Source organism: Kineosphaera limosa NBRC 100340 (assembly GCF_000298215.1).
In the GTDB taxonomy this organism is placed as follows: domain Bacteria; phylum Actinomycetota; class Actinomycetes; order Actinomycetales; family Dermatophilaceae; genus Kineosphaera; species Kineosphaera limosa.
Map to the genome: position 1 here is coordinate 56,913 of NZ_BAHD01000032.1, position 17,081 is coordinate 73,993.

Annotated in this window: 14 protein-coding genes; 6 read left to right on the forward strand and 8 right to left on the reverse strand. The window is 71.6% G+C overall.

The annotated features are described in order from the left end of the window. Window positions 1–128 precede the first annotated feature (128 nt). On the reverse strand, window positions 129–1,151 hold the full coding sequence (locus tag KILIM_RS10715) for a serine hydrolase family protein (RefSeq protein ID WP_006592699.1): 1,023 nt from the start codon (window positions 1,149–1,151) through the stop codon (window positions 129–131). Continuing rightward, window positions 1,148–3,421, reverse strand: coding sequence for an ATP-binding cassette domain-containing protein (locus tag KILIM_RS10725; RefSeq protein WP_006592700.1), 2,274 nt, complete (start codon window positions 3,419–3,421; stop codon window positions 1,148–1,150). The genes KILIM_RS10715 and KILIM_RS10725 overlap by 4 nt, the downstream gene beginning before the upstream one ends. Before the next feature lie 138 nt (window positions 3,422–3,559). Between KILIM_RS10725 and KILIM_RS22325 the strand changes: the two genes are divergently transcribed. From KILIM_RS22325 to KILIM_RS10740, 3 genes are all read left to right on the forward strand, one after another. Next, window positions 3,560–5,410: a serine/threonine protein kinase gene (locus KILIM_RS22325; RefSeq protein WP_006592701.1), complete on the forward strand. Its 1,851-nt coding sequence runs from the start codon at window positions 3,560–3,562 to the stop codon at window positions 5,408–5,410. Between the two features lie 184 nt (window positions 5,411–5,594). After that, entirely contained in the window at window positions 5,595–6,233 is a 639-nt protein-coding gene (locus tag KILIM_RS10735) for a DUF4352 domain-containing protein (protein WP_006592702.1), read from the forward strand. Between the two features lie 166 nt (window positions 6,234–6,399). Beyond that, window positions 6,400–7,557, forward strand: coding sequence for a polysaccharide deacetylase family protein (locus KILIM_RS10740; RefSeq protein ID WP_006592703.1), 1,158 nt, complete (start codon window positions 6,400–6,402; stop codon window positions 7,555–7,557). A 16-nt stretch (window positions 7,558–7,573) separates the two neighbouring features. Here KILIM_RS10740 and KILIM_RS10745 read toward each other — a convergent pair whose 3' ends face one another. From KILIM_RS10745 to KILIM_RS10755, 3 genes are all read right to left on the reverse strand, one after another. Beyond that, window positions 7,574–8,701, reverse strand: coding sequence for an N-acetylmuramoyl-L-alanine amidase (locus KILIM_RS10745; RefSeq protein WP_006592704.1), 1,128 nt, complete (start codon window positions 8,699–8,701; stop codon window positions 7,574–7,576). A gap of 148 nt (window positions 8,702–8,849) precedes the next feature. Beyond that, window positions 8,850–9,947 carry a hypothetical protein gene (locus KILIM_RS10750; RefSeq protein WP_040562987.1) on the reverse strand — a complete coding sequence of 366 codons (1,098 nt, stop codon included), beginning with the start codon at window positions 9,945–9,947 and terminating at the stop codon, window positions 8,850–8,852. A 480-nt stretch (window positions 9,948–10,427) separates the two neighbouring features. Further along, window positions 10,428–11,471 carry a hypothetical protein gene (locus KILIM_RS10755; protein ID WP_006592706.1) on the reverse strand — a complete coding sequence of 348 codons (1,044 nt, stop codon included), beginning with the start codon at window positions 11,469–11,471 and terminating at the stop codon, window positions 10,428–10,430. A gap of 166 nt (window positions 11,472–11,637) precedes the next feature. Here KILIM_RS10755 and KILIM_RS23995 point away from each other — a divergent pair, with 166 nt between their 5' ends. Together KILIM_RS23995 and KILIM_RS10760 are read left to right on the forward strand one after the other, a co-directional pair. After that, window positions 11,638–11,802 carry a hypothetical protein gene (locus tag KILIM_RS23995; protein WP_006592707.1) on the forward strand — a complete coding sequence of 55 codons (165 nt, stop codon included), beginning with the start codon at window positions 11,638–11,640 and terminating at the stop codon, window positions 11,800–11,802. A gap of 107 nt (window positions 11,803–11,909) precedes the next feature. Beyond that, window positions 11,910–12,569: a nucleoside/nucleotide kinase family protein gene (locus KILIM_RS10760; RefSeq protein ID WP_006592708.1), complete on the forward strand. Its 660-nt coding sequence runs from the start codon at window positions 11,910–11,912 to the stop codon at window positions 12,567–12,569. Here the strand turns inward: KILIM_RS10760 and KILIM_RS10765 are convergent. Both KILIM_RS10765 and KILIM_RS22330 read right to left on the reverse strand, forming a co-directional pair. Next, window positions 12,566–14,320 (reverse strand): O-antigen ligase family protein, encoded by a 1,755-nt coding sequence (locus KILIM_RS10765; RefSeq protein ID WP_006592709.1) that lies wholly within the window; start codon window positions 14,318–14,320, stop codon window positions 12,566–12,568. The two genes, KILIM_RS10760 and KILIM_RS10765, sit on opposite strands and share 4 nt — an antisense overlap. Beyond that, window positions 14,320–14,724, reverse strand: coding sequence for an excalibur calcium-binding domain-containing protein (locus tag KILIM_RS22330; RefSeq protein ID WP_006592710.1), 405 nt, complete (start codon window positions 14,722–14,724; stop codon window positions 14,320–14,322). Before KILIM_RS22330 ends, KILIM_RS10765 begins: the two co-directional genes overlap by 1 nt. A gap of 328 nt (window positions 14,725–15,052) precedes the next feature. Between KILIM_RS22330 and KILIM_RS10775 the strand changes: the two genes are divergently transcribed. Further along, complete coding sequence (locus tag KILIM_RS10775) at window positions 15,053–16,012, forward strand: hypothetical protein (protein ID WP_006592711.1); 960 nt, start codon at window positions 15,053–15,055, stop codon at window positions 16,010–16,012. Window positions 16,013–16,456: 444 nt separating this feature from the next. On the opposite strand, the gene KILIM_RS10780 is transcribed toward KILIM_RS10775, so the two are convergent. Next, window positions 16,457–17,081 (reverse strand): hypothetical protein (locus KILIM_RS10780; RefSeq protein ID WP_006592712.1); only part of this gene is annotated, 625 nt, incomplete at its 5' end.

Sequence of the window (17,081 nt, forward strand, 5' to 3'; positions counted from 1 at the left end):
GGATTCCCGACCTCCATGTCACCGTCGATCGAGGAACACACCATCCTTGGTTTCGTTTCCCTATCGACAGTCGCCCGGCCGTCTGCACCTTGCAGACCCGCATGTATGGCACAAATTGCGCCAATTGGTTAGCATCGGCCCGCTGGTAGTTCCTTCGTTTGGTCGGCCAACCAGACAGCCATGCGATTCAGGTCGGCGACGCCGGCCTCGAAGCCTCCCGGCGCTCGAACGAGCATCGCCACCGCCGCCTCACCGCCGTTCACGGGGATGACGCCCATCTGCCGCACGAGATAGCCGCCGCCGGATTCCAACGGGCCCCACCCGCCTTTGATCGGCGCCTTTTGCCAACGGCCCAAACCCCACCGTTGGCCCGACACGACCTGACGCATGAGGCCGACCGTCTCCTGCGCCGCCGGCTGGCACGCCAAGCCGGACATCGCCTGGGCCTGCGCCGGCACCGTCCATTGCGTCTGCCCGAACGGCGTGAAGGGTGCCCGGACGACCGTGGGCTGCACCTTGGTGTCCGGGTCGCCGGCCGCTGCGAGCACCGCCTGCACGCGGTCGGCCGCCGCGGCTCCGGCGCCCAGCGAGGCCCAGAGCGCGAGAGCTGCGTTGTTGTCCGACACCGTGATCGCCGCCCGCGCCCGCGATTCCCAACCCTGCTGCTGGCGGGCCGCGACGGCAATCGGCACCTTGATCGTCGACCACGCGACGCCGCTCGTCTGCTCGCCCACGACGACCGCCGGGCCGCCGCCGAGCGGCACGATCGCGATGCCTGAACGGGTGGCCAGCTGGCCCAGGTCGCGGGCGTATCGCTGAGCCAACACGCCCTCCGGCGCTGAGTTGCGGCGAGCCTGCTCACCGCCCGCGCCCGCCTGGGGGCTCGTTGTGGCCGTCGCAGCGGAGGGGGTGTTGGCCGGCGCCCGAGCCGGCCCGGTCGCCGGGGGTGCGGAGGCCGGGGTCGTCGTTGGTGCCGCGGGCGCCGTGCTCGACTCGCTGGGCTGGGTGGGGGAGGTGCTCGCATGGTGCCCCGCCGCCTCCGTCCTGGCAGCGGGCTCACCGTTACGAGCCCACAGGCCCCCCGCGGCCAGTGCGATGACGAAAGCCGCGACCGCGACCACCGCCGCCGTGGCCGCCTGACGCCGACTCATCGCGCACCGACCCGGGAGACGCGCCAGCCCGTGAGGGCCGCGCCGACGAGGGCGATGAGCGCGAGAATCGCCAGATTCATCGCCCAGGTTTGTGTGTCGTGAGTCCACAGCGAGTCGTCCGCGAGCACCGTTCGCGGGTTGAGGTCGACGGTCGCGGCTCCGGCGGCGTAGCCCCAGCGGCTGGGCGCGATCCACGCGAGCTGCTCCAACACCGCGCGATCCACCACCGGAATCAGCCCGCCGCACAGCACCAGCTGCGCCATGATCGCGACGACCAGCAGCGGCATCACCTGCTCGGTCGTGCTGACGCACGCGGAGATGAGGAGTCCGAGCGTCGCCGACGCGAACGCGGTCAGAGCCACCGCCGCGTACAACTCGACCCATCCCGCGTCGATCCACGCCCCACCCTCCGGCGGGCTCTTGACGATCAGGACGATCCCCAGCAGCAGCGCCGACTGCACCGCCGTGAGCAGCGCGAAGACCACAAGTTTGGCCATCAGGTAGGCCCGTGGCGCCAGCCCGACCGCGCGCTCGCGCCGCAGAATCGGGCGCTCGGCGACGAGATCGCGGGCGCTGGCGGCCATGCCCATGAAGGCCGCCCCGACGAGCAGGACGACGAGCAGTTGACCCGCCTCCCCGGGGTGAGCCAGGTCGATCTGACCGAAGCCGCCTGCTCCGGGGACCGCGGCGACCAGGGCCGCCAAGACCAGCGGCAACAGCCCCGTGAACAGCGCGTACGAACGGTCCGCGAAGAGCACGCGCAGGTGCCGGCGGATCAGCGTGGTGCTCTGCCGCAGCGTCGACTGCCGGCGACGCGGGGCCGCCGGAATGCTCGGCGGCGGCGGTGGTGCCACCGGCAGCGCCCGGGTGGCCTTGTGCGCAGCGAATCGGTTGGCGCAGCCGATGGGGTCGTTCGTGACCAGCTCGAACACATCGGAGTAGTCCTGCAGGCCGAAGAACGGGAGCACCTCCTCCGGGCGACCGAAGAAGGCCACGTAGCCGCCCGGTGCGAGCAGCAGCACGCGGTCGCACAATCCGAGATTGGCGACGCTGTGGGTGATGACGACGACCGTGCGGCCGTCGTCGGCGAGGGTACGCAGCGTCGTCATCACCGACTTGTCCAGGCCCGGGTCGAGGCCGGAGGTCGGCTCGTCGAGGAACAGCAGCGACGGGCGAGTCAGCAGCTCCATCGCCACCGAGGTGCGCTTGCGTTGCCCTCCGGACAGCCGGTCGACCCGCGTGTCGACGTGCGCGCGCAGACCGAGCTCGTCGACGACCTCCTCGATGCGGGCCCGGCGCGCGTGGGCGTCCAGATCGCTGGGGAAGCGCAGCAGCGAGGCGTACTCGAGCGCCTGGCGCACCGTCAGCTGGGAGTGCACCACATCATCCTGCGGCACCACGCCGATGCGGTCGCGCAACTCCGCGTAGTTGACGTACAGGTCGCGGCCATCGAACGTGACGCTGCCGCTCGTCGCCGGCTGCGACGCCGTCAACGCACCCAGCAGCGTCGACTTGCCCGCCCCCGACGGCCCGATGACGCCCAGGAGGCTCGACTGCGGGAGGTCGAAGCTGATGTCACCCAAGAGCGCCTTGCCGCTGGGCAGCACGAACGACAGGTTGGTGGCCTGGAAGCTGACCCGGGTGTCCGGCTCCGCCATGACCAGTTCGTCGCCGACGATCCGGAACTCGTGGTGGCCGATCGTCAGCAGGTCGCCCGGAGCGAGCAGCGCCGACTGGATCGGCTTGCCGTTGACGAACGTTCCGTTGAGGCTGCCCAGGTCCTCGATCCAGAATCCGGTGCCGCGGGGGGTCGCACGCGCGTGCTGACGGGAGGCCAGGAGGTCGTCGACGACGATGCTCGCGCCGGCGTCGCGGCCGATCGTGATGGCTATCGCCGAGTCGCGGCGCGCCACGGTCATGGTGTGCCGAACCGGCCCCGCCGCCTCGGCGATACCGTCGACGTCGACGGTCGGGGTGTCCAGCGACGGTCCCAGGCGGACCGGCGTCCGCCCGTCGAGGCGCACCTGCGCTACCCGGCCGTCGCTGGTGTGCAGGCCGTTGAGCGAGCCGCAGTCACGCAACACCCAGCCGAGGCCGTCGTGCAGGACCTGCGCGTGCCGACGCGACACCTCCGGATGATCGACCGTCAGATCGGCCGTCTCGCAGCGCCCGAGCACGTACACGCGCTCGGGATTGAGGGTCCAGCGACGCCCGCCCACCCGCAACTCGAGATCCGCGCGGTCAGGCGCCTCATTCGAAGTCGTCGACATGCCTCTCCCATCGGCGGTGAGCCGTGAGTCTGAGCGGTCCCTGACCGATCCGTGTGCGGCTGCCGCTTGTGCTGGCGGCGCCGCGACCGATGGGGGAAGGGCAGTGATGGACCACGCGCCGGATTATCGGAGAAACACATGGACGGGCAACAGATCGGAAGCCGCTACGTCGTCGACTCGCTGTTGGGCGAGGGGGCCAGCGGACAGGTGTGGTCGGGACGCGACCGCGAAGGCAGCCCCTACGCGATCAAGCTGCTGCGTAAAGAGCTGACCCAGGATTCCGAGCTCGTCAACCGCTTCGTCGGCGAACGGTCCGTGCTGCAGTCGATCCGCGACCCGCACGTCGTGCAGGTGCACGACCTCGTTGTCGAGGGGCCGACGCTGGCGATCGTCATGGACCTCGTCGACGGCTCCGACCTGCGGTCGGTGCTGCGCTCTCAACGCACCCTGGCGCCGCAGCAGATCGCGCGGTGGGGGGCACAGGTGGCCGGTGCCCTGGCCGCCGCCCACGCCGCCGGCGTCGTGCACCGCGACGTGAAGCCCGAGAACATCCTCATCGACTCCCATGGCGCGGCTAGGCTCTCCGACTTCGGCATCGCCCGGATCGTCGACGGCGCGCACCACTCCACCATGATGCTCGGCACCCCGCACTACATGGCCCCGGAGATCGCCGAAGGTCAGACGCCGCAGTCGGCCGCCGACTTGTACTCACTGGGTGCCACACTCTACGAACTGTGCTGCGGCGTGCCGCCGTTTGCCGGGCGCGGGAACAGCATGGCCGTGTTGCGCGCGCACCAACAGGAGGTGCCCGGCCGACCCGGGGGCGTGCCCGACGTGCTCTGGGAGGTCGTCTCCTGCCTGCTCAACAAAGACCCCGGTCAGCGCGGCGGGTCCGCCCGCAGCATCCAGGCGCTCCTGACCGGCTTCATCGACGAACTCGACGGGCTCGGGCCCGCCCCGTGGCTGTCGAAGCCGCCGCCCATCGAACGAGTCATCACACCGCCTCCGGGCGGACTTGCCGGGGTCAGCGTTCCCACCATGGCGCGGGGCGCGTCGCCGATCCCCGTCGGCTCCTCGCTCGGCGGCGAACCTTTGTACTATGCGCCCACTACATCAGCCGGATGGGCTGGTGCGACCTCCGGGCACACACCCGGCTACGCGACGCCCCCCGGCGCCCCTGCCTACGGCTACCCGCCCCCCGCCTATCCGCATGCCGCCCCCACGGCCAAGAAGCGCAGCCTCGTCGGGCCTGCCGTCCTCGTCGCGGCCCTGGTTGCCGGAGTGGCCGGCGGTGTCTTCCTGTTCAACGGCGACGATGGAGAACCTGCGCCGGCCTCGGCTCCGGTCGCGGCGACCGCGAACCCGTCCCAGACCCCGACCGCGCCCAGTGCGGAAGCCTCAGCCGGTGCTCCGGTGGGTGGGAGTCAGGCCGTGCCGCCGGCCCAGCCGGAAGCGCCCGCCGTGCTCCCGCCGGCCGCCACTCCCGCTCCGATACCGACCTACGACGCCGGACAGGCTCCGCCCGCAGCCCCCGCGCCGCCGCCTGCTCAGGTGCCGCCTGCTCAGGCGCAGGTGCCGGCGCAACGGAACGCCCCGGCGGCGAATTCCGGTGGCCGGCAGGGCCAGGCGGAGGCGATGATCCACGAGTACTTGGGCCGCGTGGAAGACCGCAGCCTCAGCCGCGCCGACCTCGACCGGTACTACGCCGACAGCGTGCAGTGGTACGGCACCTCCGGGCGACTGGACCGCGACCAGCTGTGGCGCAAGATCATGCCCGGCGCATCCATCACCCAGCGGACCATGACCATCGACGGCACCCGCAACTTCCGCGCCGGCGTCAACTACCGGGGCTACGAGGCCGACGTCCTCTCCATCGACCGCACGCTCACCCGCGCCTCCGGCGCCCGCCAGCGCATCACCATCAACTACACCCTCATTTACGACCGCTCCGGCCAGCAGCCCCGCATCGCCGAGGTGACCGAAAGCTGACGTCGCAGCCGACCTGGTCCAGAGTCTTGACTGCTCCGATGAAATCTACTGTGAAAGAAGCGATTTCGTGACCTTAGGCCTGTAGCGGGAGGCCGTCTCGCGGCGATGTCTTCCTGGGGGGATCCAGGACGGACTGCCAGCACCCCGAGGTGACTGGCCGTGAGATGAGAGATGAGGAAGGCGAATGTCGCCGGAGAATGTTGGGGCCGCTGACGTGCGGACGCCGCAAGACGCGCGGGCCCAAGCCAAAGCCGATAAGGCGTACCGCAAGGCGCTGCGCCCATGGTTCAAGAAGAAGCGCTTCGTGATTCCGCTCGTGCTGGTGGTGCTGATCGCGTTGGGCTCGCAGCTCGGCGGCGGATCGGACGCCGGCACCGGCACCGGCGCGGCCCAGTCCAACTCGGCCGACAGCGCCGCGCAGTCGGACGCCAGGATCGGGACGCCCGTGCGCGACGGCAAATTCGAGTTCACCGTCGACAAGGTCGAAAACGCTGGCTCGACCATCGGCACCGGACCGCTGGCCGCGACCGCGCAGGGCAAGTACGTACTCGTGCGTGTCGACGTCAAGAACATCGGCGACGAGCCCGCCATGCTCGACGCCACGAGCCAGACGCTGTTCGACAGTCAGGGCCGCAAGTTCCAGGCCGTCACCGAGTTCGGCGCGCTGCCCGACGCTCAGAAGGTGTTCCTCGAGAACATCAACCCGGGCAACACGGTCTCCGACGCGCCGCTGCTGTTCGACGTGCCCAAGGACGTCGCCATCGACCGTATCGAACTGCACGACTCGATGTTCTCCGGCGGTGTCAGCGTCTCGCTGAAGTAGGTCCGACCGGGATTCAAGCGGGGTGGGCGCATGATCGCCCACCCCGCTAGCGCTGTCTCCCCATTGCTTGCCTCTGTTGGCTCTGCCTCCCTTGCCGATGCGACGGACTGCACCTTGTCGACGAGGCGGCTGGGTAGCCGGCCCGCGCCCCCGTAGCGTTGGTGTCATGCCACGCACGTCTCGCGGCTGGCGGTGGGGACACGGACTTGCGGCGTTCGCGTCGCTGAGTCTGCTCTGCGCCTGCGCCTCGGCCGCCCCGGCACCCACGGCCGACGCCTCCGGGAGCGCGAGCCCCGGCGCGACATCCACCACAGCCGCCCCGACACCGACGTCGGCCGCACCGTCGGCCGCCCCGACCAGCGCCAAGACCAGCGAGACCGGGCGGCCAAGCACGCCGGTGGGTCGTTCGTCGGCGCGCGTCTCGCTCCACGCCCCTGGGTACGACGCACCCGGCGCGCTCGTCGCCGCGGTGGCCACCGTCGATGACACGAGCAAGCGCACCGTGACGTTCGACGTGACGATCCCCAACGGTTCCGCCGCCTGCAGTGGGCCCACTTGGCGGCACTCCGGCGGCGTCTCGCAGGCCTGCTGGATCACGCTGCCACCGACGGCGGGCAAGGCCACCATCTTTGCCACCGCCGACCTCACCGACAACACCGGGACCGCGCGTACGGCTCCCGGGAAACTCGACATCCGAGCAAAGGGCGTGCCGACCCAGCCCGTCGACGACGCGCGTCGCGACACCATCAGCCGCTGCGGCAACACGACCGACCGCGTGTGGCTGACCTTCGACGACCAGTTCAGCTCGACCAAGCGGATGCGGGCGATGCTGGCCGTGCTCAAGGCCAAGAACGTTCGCGGGCAGTTCTTTGCGGTGGGCACGTGGGCGAACGCCAACCCCTCGATGATCGCGGAGATCCGCGCCGCCGGGCATCTCGTCGAGAACCACACCCTGAGTCACGAGCCGCTGAGCTCGCTGGCGGACCGGGCACTGCGCGCGCAGATCGCCGGTGGCCCGGCCGGGGACCCGCCGCGGCTCATGCGTCCCGGCTATGGCGCCGGTGGTTACGCCGCCCGCGTCGTCGACATCGCCGCTGACCTCGGCTTCCAGACGTGCTACTGGACCGTCGATCCGCGGGACTGGGACGGGCCGACCGCCGACCAGCTCATCGAGCGCGTCATCCACGGCGACGCCCGTACGCCTCCGGTCGAGGCCGGCGGCGTGGTGCTGATGCACATGACCGGCAAGCACACCACGCAGGCGCTGCCCGGGCTCATCGACGCGATCCGCGCCAAGGGCCTCACTCTCGATCCGCTGCAGTGAGCGCCGCTGGGGCGGGCTAGCTCAATTGAGCGGTGACGGCCTCGGCGAGCGCGATGGCCACCTGGCGGCGGAAGGCGCCGTCGGCCATCAACGCCGCGTCGGCCGGGTGGCGCATGTTACCCAGCTCGAGCATCACCGCCGGAGGCTCCGAGAGGGCGACGCCCGCGATGTCCGGGCGCGCCACGATGCCGGTGCGGCCGCCGGTGTAGGTCGAGCGGGGCATGGCCGTGCGGGCGAGCAGCTCGTCGCGGACTCGTGCGGCCAGGTCCTGCGACTGCGCTTGCGCCTCGGGGCCCCCGGCCATCGTGGCGCCGACGATCACGTGGAAGCCGCGCGCCGAGGCCGACGTGTTGCCGTCCGCGTGAATCGAGACCACGACGTCCGCCTGGTTGCGGTTGCCGATCGCGGCGCGTTCGTTGACGCACGGGCCGACGCCCAAGTCGTCGGGTCGGGTCAGCCACACCGTCGCCCCACGCGCCCGCAGGTCCGCCGCAGTGAGCTGGGCGACCTGCCAGTTCAGCGTGTGCTCGCTCATCCGGCCGTTCGCCGTGCCCGAGGTGTTGCACGCCTTCGTCTTGCCGCCGCCCGCGTCGACCTGACGGTTGTTGATCGACGCCTGGTAGGTGCCGTTGTGGCCCGGGTCGACGACCACCACCCGCCCGTCGAGCGGCCCTGGTGCCGTGGGGGAGAACTTCACGCCCCCGCGGCTCGGGCGCTCGTGCGCGCCCTTCGCCACCTGCGGGCCGGCGGCGGTTGGGGGTCTTGACGGTGCCTGGGCCACCGGCGTCTGGTTCGCGGACTGACCACCTGCTCGATTCGTGCTCGGGGTCGCGACAGCGGTGGCCGCCGGGGTGGCCGCCGGGGCGGTGGCCGTGATGGTGGGGTCGTCGGTGGGAGTGGCAAGGCCGGGCGGAGACTGAGGGGGAGAGGTGATCGGCGCGGCGGGTGCCGATTGCTTCGGTGCGGCGGGCTGAGCCGGCGTCGAGAACGCGACACCGCACGACGCCAGCGGCAGGGCGAGCGCCGCGACCAGCGTCACAGCCGCCAGGGTCGTGCGCCCGCGGGCGTTCCGTCGGGGCGTCACGCAGCGGTGACCACGGACGGCCTCGCTTTCGCCGGTGCGCTCGCAGCCGGCGCAGCACATCGACCTCACGGACCCCTCCTCTGCGCCGTTGCGTCTCACCGGTCGTCGTGCCGCGACCGTCTCCTGCCCTATCGGCCGGGCGGGGGATGTCTGCACCCGCAAACCCTCGCGGGGCCCCTCGCCCCTCCGGTCCCGCCGTGACCGCACCTCACAGAGACGCTTGCAGCACCTTCCCGGCGCCGCGATAAGGGTAGGTCTTGGGCGACGGACGCAGGGGAGTGGCACCGTGCTTGCGGGCTAAAGCGTCCAGACGGTCCCAATCCACAGAGTTCGGGCGGGCGACGATCTGGCCGCGGTAGTTCTTGGCCGTGCCCCACCTGATGAGGGGCCGGTAGTTGTCGTCGCTGTGGAGCTGCAGCACCGAGGCGCCCTTGTAGCCGATGATCGTCGTGCCGAACGTGCCCTTCAGCGTCGACCGGCGCGGCGGCAGGGTCGACGACTGGTTGGCGCGCGTGCTCGACACGATCCACGAGGCGCCGCTGTCGCAGCAGCCCCAGTCCACCGCGAGATTGCCCCCGGGTAGCCAACCCAGCACGCGGGTGCCACCGGCCGACACCGCCGGGCTACCGGGCGTGACATTCGGAGTGCCCTTGGCCCACACCCCGAACTTCGAGGTCATGAGGTCCCGCAGCTTGGTGCCGTTGAGGCGTGAGATGCGCAACGACTCCAGGCCGTAGCCGTCGCCGTCACCATCGGGCGACATGGCCGTCGTGGCCAGGGTCTTGCCGTCGGGGGCAACCTTCACCGTCAGGATGTACGGCTGCAGCGCCGTCGAACCCTTGGTCGTGTAGCGGCGCAGCCGGGTCTGGTAGCTGTTCGGCAGCGACGAGTCGTGGGTCACCGCGTACACCGAGCCGTCCGGTGCCAGGTCGATATCCCCGAAGTAGCCGCCCCGTGGAGCCTTGACCGAAGCGAGCGTCGCCGTCACCCGACCCGTGCTGGTCTCGACCAGCCGCAGGTACTCCCGGCCGTTGGCCGCCGTGACCGCGGCGTATACCGATGGTGTCGCCGCAGCTGCCGGGGCCGGCGACCTCAGGGGTGCCGGAACCGTGGCCTTCAGTGCCGTGACCTTCGTTGTCGTGCCCTGCGGTGCTGTGGGCGTCGGCGCGGCGATGGCGGTCAGGGCGGTCGCCGCGACGGTGGCGGCTCCGAGTGCGGCGGCCAGCAGCGCCCGGCGAGTCGGGCGCCCCAGCGACGCGGTGCGGGGGCCGGCGTTGGGCCGACGCGAAAGGGAGCCTCCGTGCATGGCGTTCTCGATCCGTGAGAAGCGGGCAAGCCCCGTGCTGCCCTCCGCCGCCCTCATCGGCAACCCGCCGAGAGTTCTAAGGGACCGCACGTGCTCGTGTGACGTCCTGTGGCAGTGCCCCAGCACCGGGCGCTATCCACAGACCTGTGGGTGAAGCTGTGGGCAGCGGAGGCGACTCCGGGGTGGCACGAACGGGTGATCGGGACGTTTGGCCAGCGGGACGGCGCCGCTTCGGCGGCTGTGATCCGACCTGGACGGTTTGTCGTTGTGGTGAACTAATTACATGCCCCTGCGGGCACCTGCGATGGCAATCCTCTGACCTGCGGCGTTGTGGTGCCGGAGGAGCAGCCGTCAGGGGGCATGTACTTAGTTCGCCACAAAGACAAATCTGGCTGGCGCTCATGGCGGCTCCGGTGGTGCCCCGCGGCGCGTCCGCGGTGCGGCGTTCGTGCTGAGCGGCCCGCGATCTGGGCGCGCGGCTCAGCCGGCGGCGCGCGAGGCCGCGTACGCGGCGAACCGCTGCTGCGCCTGCCGAAGCGCGACCACGGCGGCGATCTGCTCGCGTACCCGCGCCGGCTGCAGGATGACGGCGCGCCAAGTCAGGCGCAGAACGAGCCAGTCCTGCGCGACCAACCCGCTGTAGCGCTCGCAGTCGCGGCTGAACGCCCGCCGCGAGGAGTGCCAGGCGTAGCTGTCGCACTCGAGAACGATCCGCAGCGCGCGGTCGGCCAGGTCGACCCGGTGCTCGACGCCGTCCACGGTGATCTGCACTTGCGGCTCCACGTTGAGGCCGGGCACATCCAGCGCGATCGCGCGGACCGCCGACTCGAACGGGTTGGCGGCCCGGCCGTCGGCAGCCTTGATGACCCTCAAGGCCTGGTCCTGCGCCTGGCATCGAACCGAATCGAGGGCTTCGAGCAACTCGGACCGCGAGACCAGAGACGGGCAGGATGTGTCCGAGCGAAGCGCCGAGTCGGCGATGGCGAGCGCTTCTTCGAAGGGGAGGTCCGCCGCGCAGTCCAGCACCGTGCGAACCGGTGTTGTGACGCCGTCGCGTCGCTCAGCCGTGGTGAGCTCTCGCCGCCGCAACACCGCCTCGTGCGGGAGTGGGGGCAGGCGTCGCCCGCGGGGAAGGATCAACTCGGGGGCACGGGGCTCGACCAGAACAGGCAGGCCGTAGTGGTCGGCCGCGCTGCGGTGGGACCGTGCAGCCCTGAACTGCTCCGCCGCCTGACGGTGCCGCGCTGCGCGCTCGGTGCGCCTGGTCGCGAGCACCACCGGATCGAAAGCTGACTGATCCAGAGCCGGCGGCGACGTCACTGCGTCGTGGTCCGGCAGCACGTAGATGCCCCGTCCGCGGCGCACGACGATTCCCGCCGCCACAGCAGCCTTGATGGCGCGCCAACCTGTCGCCGCCTCCAGTTCGCCGTACGCAGCGGCGCCGCCAGAGGCGACCACATATGAACGAACTGCTGCGGTCTTGGTATGGCCAAGGTCGATGCCCGGCAGGGGTGTAACGGTCATGCCCCGATCGTCGCGGCTCCACCGCCTCGGCCGCTGGAGCTATCCACAGGGCTGTGGATAAGTCCAGCAGGTCGGGCTGGGACCTTGGCACTGTGGGCGCCCGGGCATTCACGGGCTGCTCTGGCACTCCCGGCAGTCCGAATTCCACCGCGTCAAAGGCCGCGAGGTGCCCGACGTCGAGGTGGCCGTGGTCTTCACCGAGCGGCTCGGAGTGGAACGCGGGGCCTGGGCGCGCCCGAACCCCGGCACCCTCTCGCTCGGCGCCGGGCACGGGCGCACCCTTGTCGATGAGATCGCCGACCACCTCGGAATCGACATCATCACCGGCTGAACTACCTGCCTCGACAAGGTGGCGCCGGCGGCCAGCAGGGAGGCGTTGATCGACCATAATTCGGCCAAGCGCAGTGCTGACGTCGCACGTCGAATCGAGGTTGCAAAATGACCGACCCCCGTGGGCTCGCTGCCCTGGCCGATCTCGTTGAGGGGCTGATCCCGGATGTCGGGCGGGCCATCCTCGGCTTCACCGGGGCGCCCGGGGCGGGCAAAACCACGCTGGCCCTCGCGCTGCTGGAGGTCTTGCGCGCTCGGCACGGGCAGGACTGGGCCGCGCACGTACCCATGGACGGCTTTCACCTCGCCGACGCGCAGCTCGAACGGCTCGGTCTGCGCGATCGCAAGGGGGCGCCCGAGACCTTCGACTCCGGCGGCTACGCGGCCCTGCTCACCCGGCTGCGCGCCGCCGACTGCGACATCTACGCGCCCGGTTTCGAGCGCGACCTCGAGCAGCCCCTGGCCGCCGCCCTGCACGTGCCCGCGCAGGCGCGGGTCGTGCTCACCGAAGGCAACTACCTGATGATCCGCGGCTGGGAGGCCGTGCGCGCGGCCCTCGACGCCGTCTGGTTCGTCGACGTCGACGAACCCCTGCGCTTGTCGCGGCTCGTCGCGCGCCACGAGGAGTTCGGCAAAGACCCCGAGCACGCTCGCGACTGGGCCGCCAGCGTCGACCAGCCGAACGCCGAACTCGTGGTCGCCACCCGGGCAAGTGCCGACCTCCTGATCATCAACACCGAGACCGGCTGGACCGTCCAGACGCCCTAGCCGGACCTCTCCCGAAGCCGCTGCCCGCCCAGCCACCAGGCCGTGGTGACGGCCGAGGCGAGGACGAGCCACCACATCGTCCACGGCAACGCGGAACTGACGAGCACGCCGCCGACCCCGAAAGCCAGCAGGTAGACGCCCAACAGGTAGCGGGCGCCCTCGGCGTCGACGCCGCTGGGGGCGCCGTGGGTCTGGGTCGGGACGCGGCGGGCCAGGAGGATTACCAGCCAGACGAGGGTGACCGCCAGCGGCCCGGCGAGCACCAGGCCGTACTCCGTGAGCAGCTCCACGAACGTGTTGTGCAGCGCCGTGACCCGCCCGACGCTGCCCGGATCCTGCTCCAGCAGCGTCTCGAAGCGGCCCGCCCCGATGCCGGCCCACGGCTGCGTCGACCACATCCTCAGGCCCGCGTCCATGAGGGCCACGCGCAGTTCGTCCGAGCGGGCGGTGGCGTCTGGGTCCGGCGCGATCAGGCCGATGAGCGGGTTGAGACGGCTCATTCCCGGGAGCACGAAGCTCGCCGCGAACAGCACCGCCGCGCCGGCGGCCAGGCGCGTCCCGCGGGTCCAGCCCGGGCTCGGACCGTGCGCCCGCCGCCACGCCAGGTGCGCCGCCAGCGCCGCCACCGCGATCGCAGCCAGCACCACCAACCGGCTCAGCGTTGCCACGATGAGCAGGCCCGCGCCGACCGCCAGCAGCGTGAGGCCCACGCGCTGCCACTCGCCCATCCGCTCACACAGCCGCAGCAGCAGCACCCCCAGGCATACCAACAGCACCACCGCGAAGTTGTTCGGATTGTTGAACAGACCGGAGGGCGAGAAGCCCGGCGGCTCGTAGCTGCCACCCGGCGCGAAGTGCCAGCCCGTGATGACCTCGACCATCCCGAACGGGACGAAGACCACCGCCACTGCGATCCACACCCCGCGGGTCAGTGCCACGCCGAAGCGGCGCCCTCGCGCCAGCGCCACCAGCGCGAACGACACGCACGCGCACGCCAGCAGGCCCATGACCCCTTGGTCCATCGACCACACCCTTGTGCTGTCGCGATGCCACAACGGGATGCCCAGCGCCCACACCACCCAGAACGCCGCGAAGGCCAGGGCCGGGGCACTGCCCGCCGCTCGCAGCCCCAGGAGGCAGAGGGCGCCGACGATGACTCCCGACACGTAGACCGCCCACACTTGTGGGCGACTGAGGATCTGGTCGAGGACCGGCATCAGCGTGCAGAACAGCACCAGCGCGACGGCCGCCAGCGTTCTGGTTGTGCGCCACGGCGGGCTCTCCAGCGCCTCGTCGAACCGGGCCTGCAGGGTGACCAGGCGGCCGCTGCGAGGTGGCGCGCTCGTCGCAGCTTTGGCTCGGTCCGCGTTGTCCGCTTCGTGTGGGTAGTCGATGCGAGGCAACTCCACGACCTCGTCGGCGGCGTCGACGATGGGCCCTCCCGGCGCCTCATCGGACGTCTCGATGCCGGAACCGCCCTGCGCCCTGACGCCGGACTCGCCGAGTCTGTCGGTCTCGCCGATCGTCTCGTGCTCGTCCGTCGCGTCGGCATGGTCGCCGTGAGCGTCGGCATCCGGAGCCTTGTCCTTCTCGGGGCGGCCCTCGCCCTCGCCCTGCTTGCCGGCCTCGATCACGTGCGCGATGTCAGCTTGGCGCTGTGCCTCTAGCCGGGCGGCTTCGCGGGCGCGGAGGGTCTCGCGGTCTGAGCTGTCCTGGTCCTGGCCGTAAGTGGAGGGGGTGCGGCCGAACATCAGTGCTTCTCGCAGGCGATTCCGTCGCGATCGCGGTCCAGGGTCTTGGGCTGGGCGAGGTAGAGGGCATTGTCGACCCGGAACTTCGTCACGGGCTTGGCGCGCGGCCCCACCTTGTCGACGGCGCCTTTGCGGCCCACCCCGTTCTTATGGACTCGGTTACGGGCCGCGCAGTTCTTGTAGCGCGTGGGGGTCTTCGCCGCCCGCGCCGTGCCCGAGCTCGGCGCACTCGATAGCTGCGCCACACCCGACCGCTGCGCGCCCGACCATTGCGCGAGGCCGGCCGGCTCTGTGGCAGGCAGCGGCGCCGCCTGGGCGCGGAGTCCACCGATCGACTGGGCGGCGCCGTAGGCCAGCAGCAGACCGATGAGCGCGACCGCCACAGCGGTGCGACTGATACGCATCACGTCACCTCGACGACTCGACCCGTGGGGCCGAAATCGGACCCTATGCAAGGCATTTCGGCCGGGAGTCGGCGATCCTGAGGGCGGGCCTCGCACCGTCTCAGCGGGCCGCTCGGCGGGCGGCGCCGCCCGCTGCCGCCGAGCGGCCCGCTGACCGGCGGATTGTCCGGCTGCCGGGTTCCTCGACTAGCATTGACGCGGCGCCGCGACTGGGCGCAGAAGTTAGCTGGGGGAAGCAATGAGTAACGAATTCGGCTGGCGCGCATGCGGATCGTGTGGCGCGCGGGTCCGCCGACGCGATGCGTTCTGCTCGCGTTGCGGCGGCCGAGTGCACCAGGTCGACGGTCCGGCCACGGATGTGGCGGCCACGACGTCGACGACCGACCAAGCGGGCGTGCCGTCGCCCGGAGCCGGCTCGCCGGCCACCACGCAGATGCCCCGCTCCGGCGACACCGTCGTGCAGCGCGCCGTCAACGGCTCGGGCTCCCGGAGCGCATCCACCAGCACCCAGACGCCGCCCCACGGCCACAGCAACCTCTCCGCCGATACCGGGCGCTCCGCCGATGCCGGCCGCTCCGGTGGGGCTGGGCGCTCCGGTGGGGCCGGCCGCTCCGGTGGGGCTGGGCGTCCTATGGGCGGCCGCCCCGCTGGGCAGGCTGGCGCAGGTCAGGCTGGCGCTGGACAGGGCGGCGCTGGGCAGGGTGGCACAGGGCAGGGCCCCGCGCGGCAGGACGACGCCGGCTGGTCGGCGTGGTCGGGCGCTTCCGGTGCCGGGCAGGCTCCGCGCATGCCCGGCGCCCAGGCGTGGGACGCCACCTGGCAGTCCAGCGCCCGCAACGTGGCTCCGCCCACTCCTGCTTATGGCGCGTGGCAGCCCGAGCCGCCGCGCCGCCGCGGCTTGTTCGTCACACTCGTCGTGCTCGCCTGCATCGCAGCCCTCGCCCTCGGCGCAACCCTGGGAACGCTGACGTCCAACATGGGCGTGGGCGCCAACACGGCCGCCGAGCAGACCGTCGAGGCCCCGACACCTCAGGGCGTCATCCAGACCGTGTCCGACCTGCCGGGGCGGTTCAGCCACGCCGGAACACTCACCGACACCACCACCGTCGAGTTCACCGCCAACGTCGGCCGCGCCTACGCCGACAGCGGCGCCAACGGCGCGTCCGCCGAGATCCAGGCCTACAGCCCGACCACCGAGCGCACGTATGACGTCACCTGTGAGGCGCAGGCCGACAACACCGTGATCTGCACCGCCGGCCGCAACGCCCGCATCGTCCTCTGGCCCTGACCGGGCCGCCCGGCGATCGGGCTCTGGTCGTGACCTTGGTCGTCCGGCGATCGGGCTCTGGTCCTGACCTTGGCCGCCCGGCGATTCGGGCTCTGATTCGGACTGCCCGGCGACCGAGCCCCCCCGGGGTGCCGACTGCCCCGCGACCGAGCCCCCCCGGGGGTGCCGACTGCCCCGCGGCCGAGCCCCCCGGGGTGCCGACTGCCCGGCACTCACCCCCGGAGCCTCGGCTCCCTGGTACCCGAACCCCGGAGCTGGACTGCCCCTGCTCCCGAGCACCGGGGTGCCGATTACCTGGGCTTCGAGCCCGGGTGCCGGGCTCGAAAGCCATAGTTCGCGGCGACATGCGGCGCTGCTTCTCTGAAGCTCGCCTGAAGGCATGACTTTCGGCGGGTGGACGGCGGGCGAGTGGCTCGGCGGGGACGGTGGCTCCGTGTGGGGGAGCTAGGCGCGGGCCGCGGGCAGGCCGAAGAGGTCCGGACCGATCAGCACGATGAGTCCCTGGCTGGTTGCCGCCCGCAGCGCCTCCTCGGAGACGGCCGTCCGCAGCTGCGCGCCCGTCGCGATGCCTCCGATCGCGATGAGGGTGGCGCGCGCGTGTTCGGCTCGGCTGTAGCCCCTGGGGCGGCTCGTTCGCCGGCGCATCCAGAGCCGCGGGACTCCGCCGTCGCCGGCGCCCTGCCCGGCGCCCTGCCCGCCCTGCCCGGCGCCCTGCCCGCCGTCGTCGTGGGCCTGGCTTGCCCCGAAGCCGCTGGTGGTGGTGTCGGTGCCGCTGGTGGTGCGCCTCGAGCCGCTTCCGCCCGTGGTGCTTGCCCCGTTGGCCCTCCTCGTGCCGCCGACGCTCTTGGTGTCGCTGGCTGGCTGAGTGGTGTCGCCAGTGCTCCTCAGGCCGGCGGTGCTGCTTCTGCCGCTCGGGCCGGCGGCGTTACTGGTGCCCCGGCCAGGGTCGGTGGCGGTCGGGATGCCGGCAGCGCGGTCGCAGTCGGTCGGGCTGCTGGCCAGCCGCAGGTGCCGCTCGGGGCGTGGTTCGGCGGGCGGGGCGGCTGGGGCACCGCCCGCTGCGGACTGC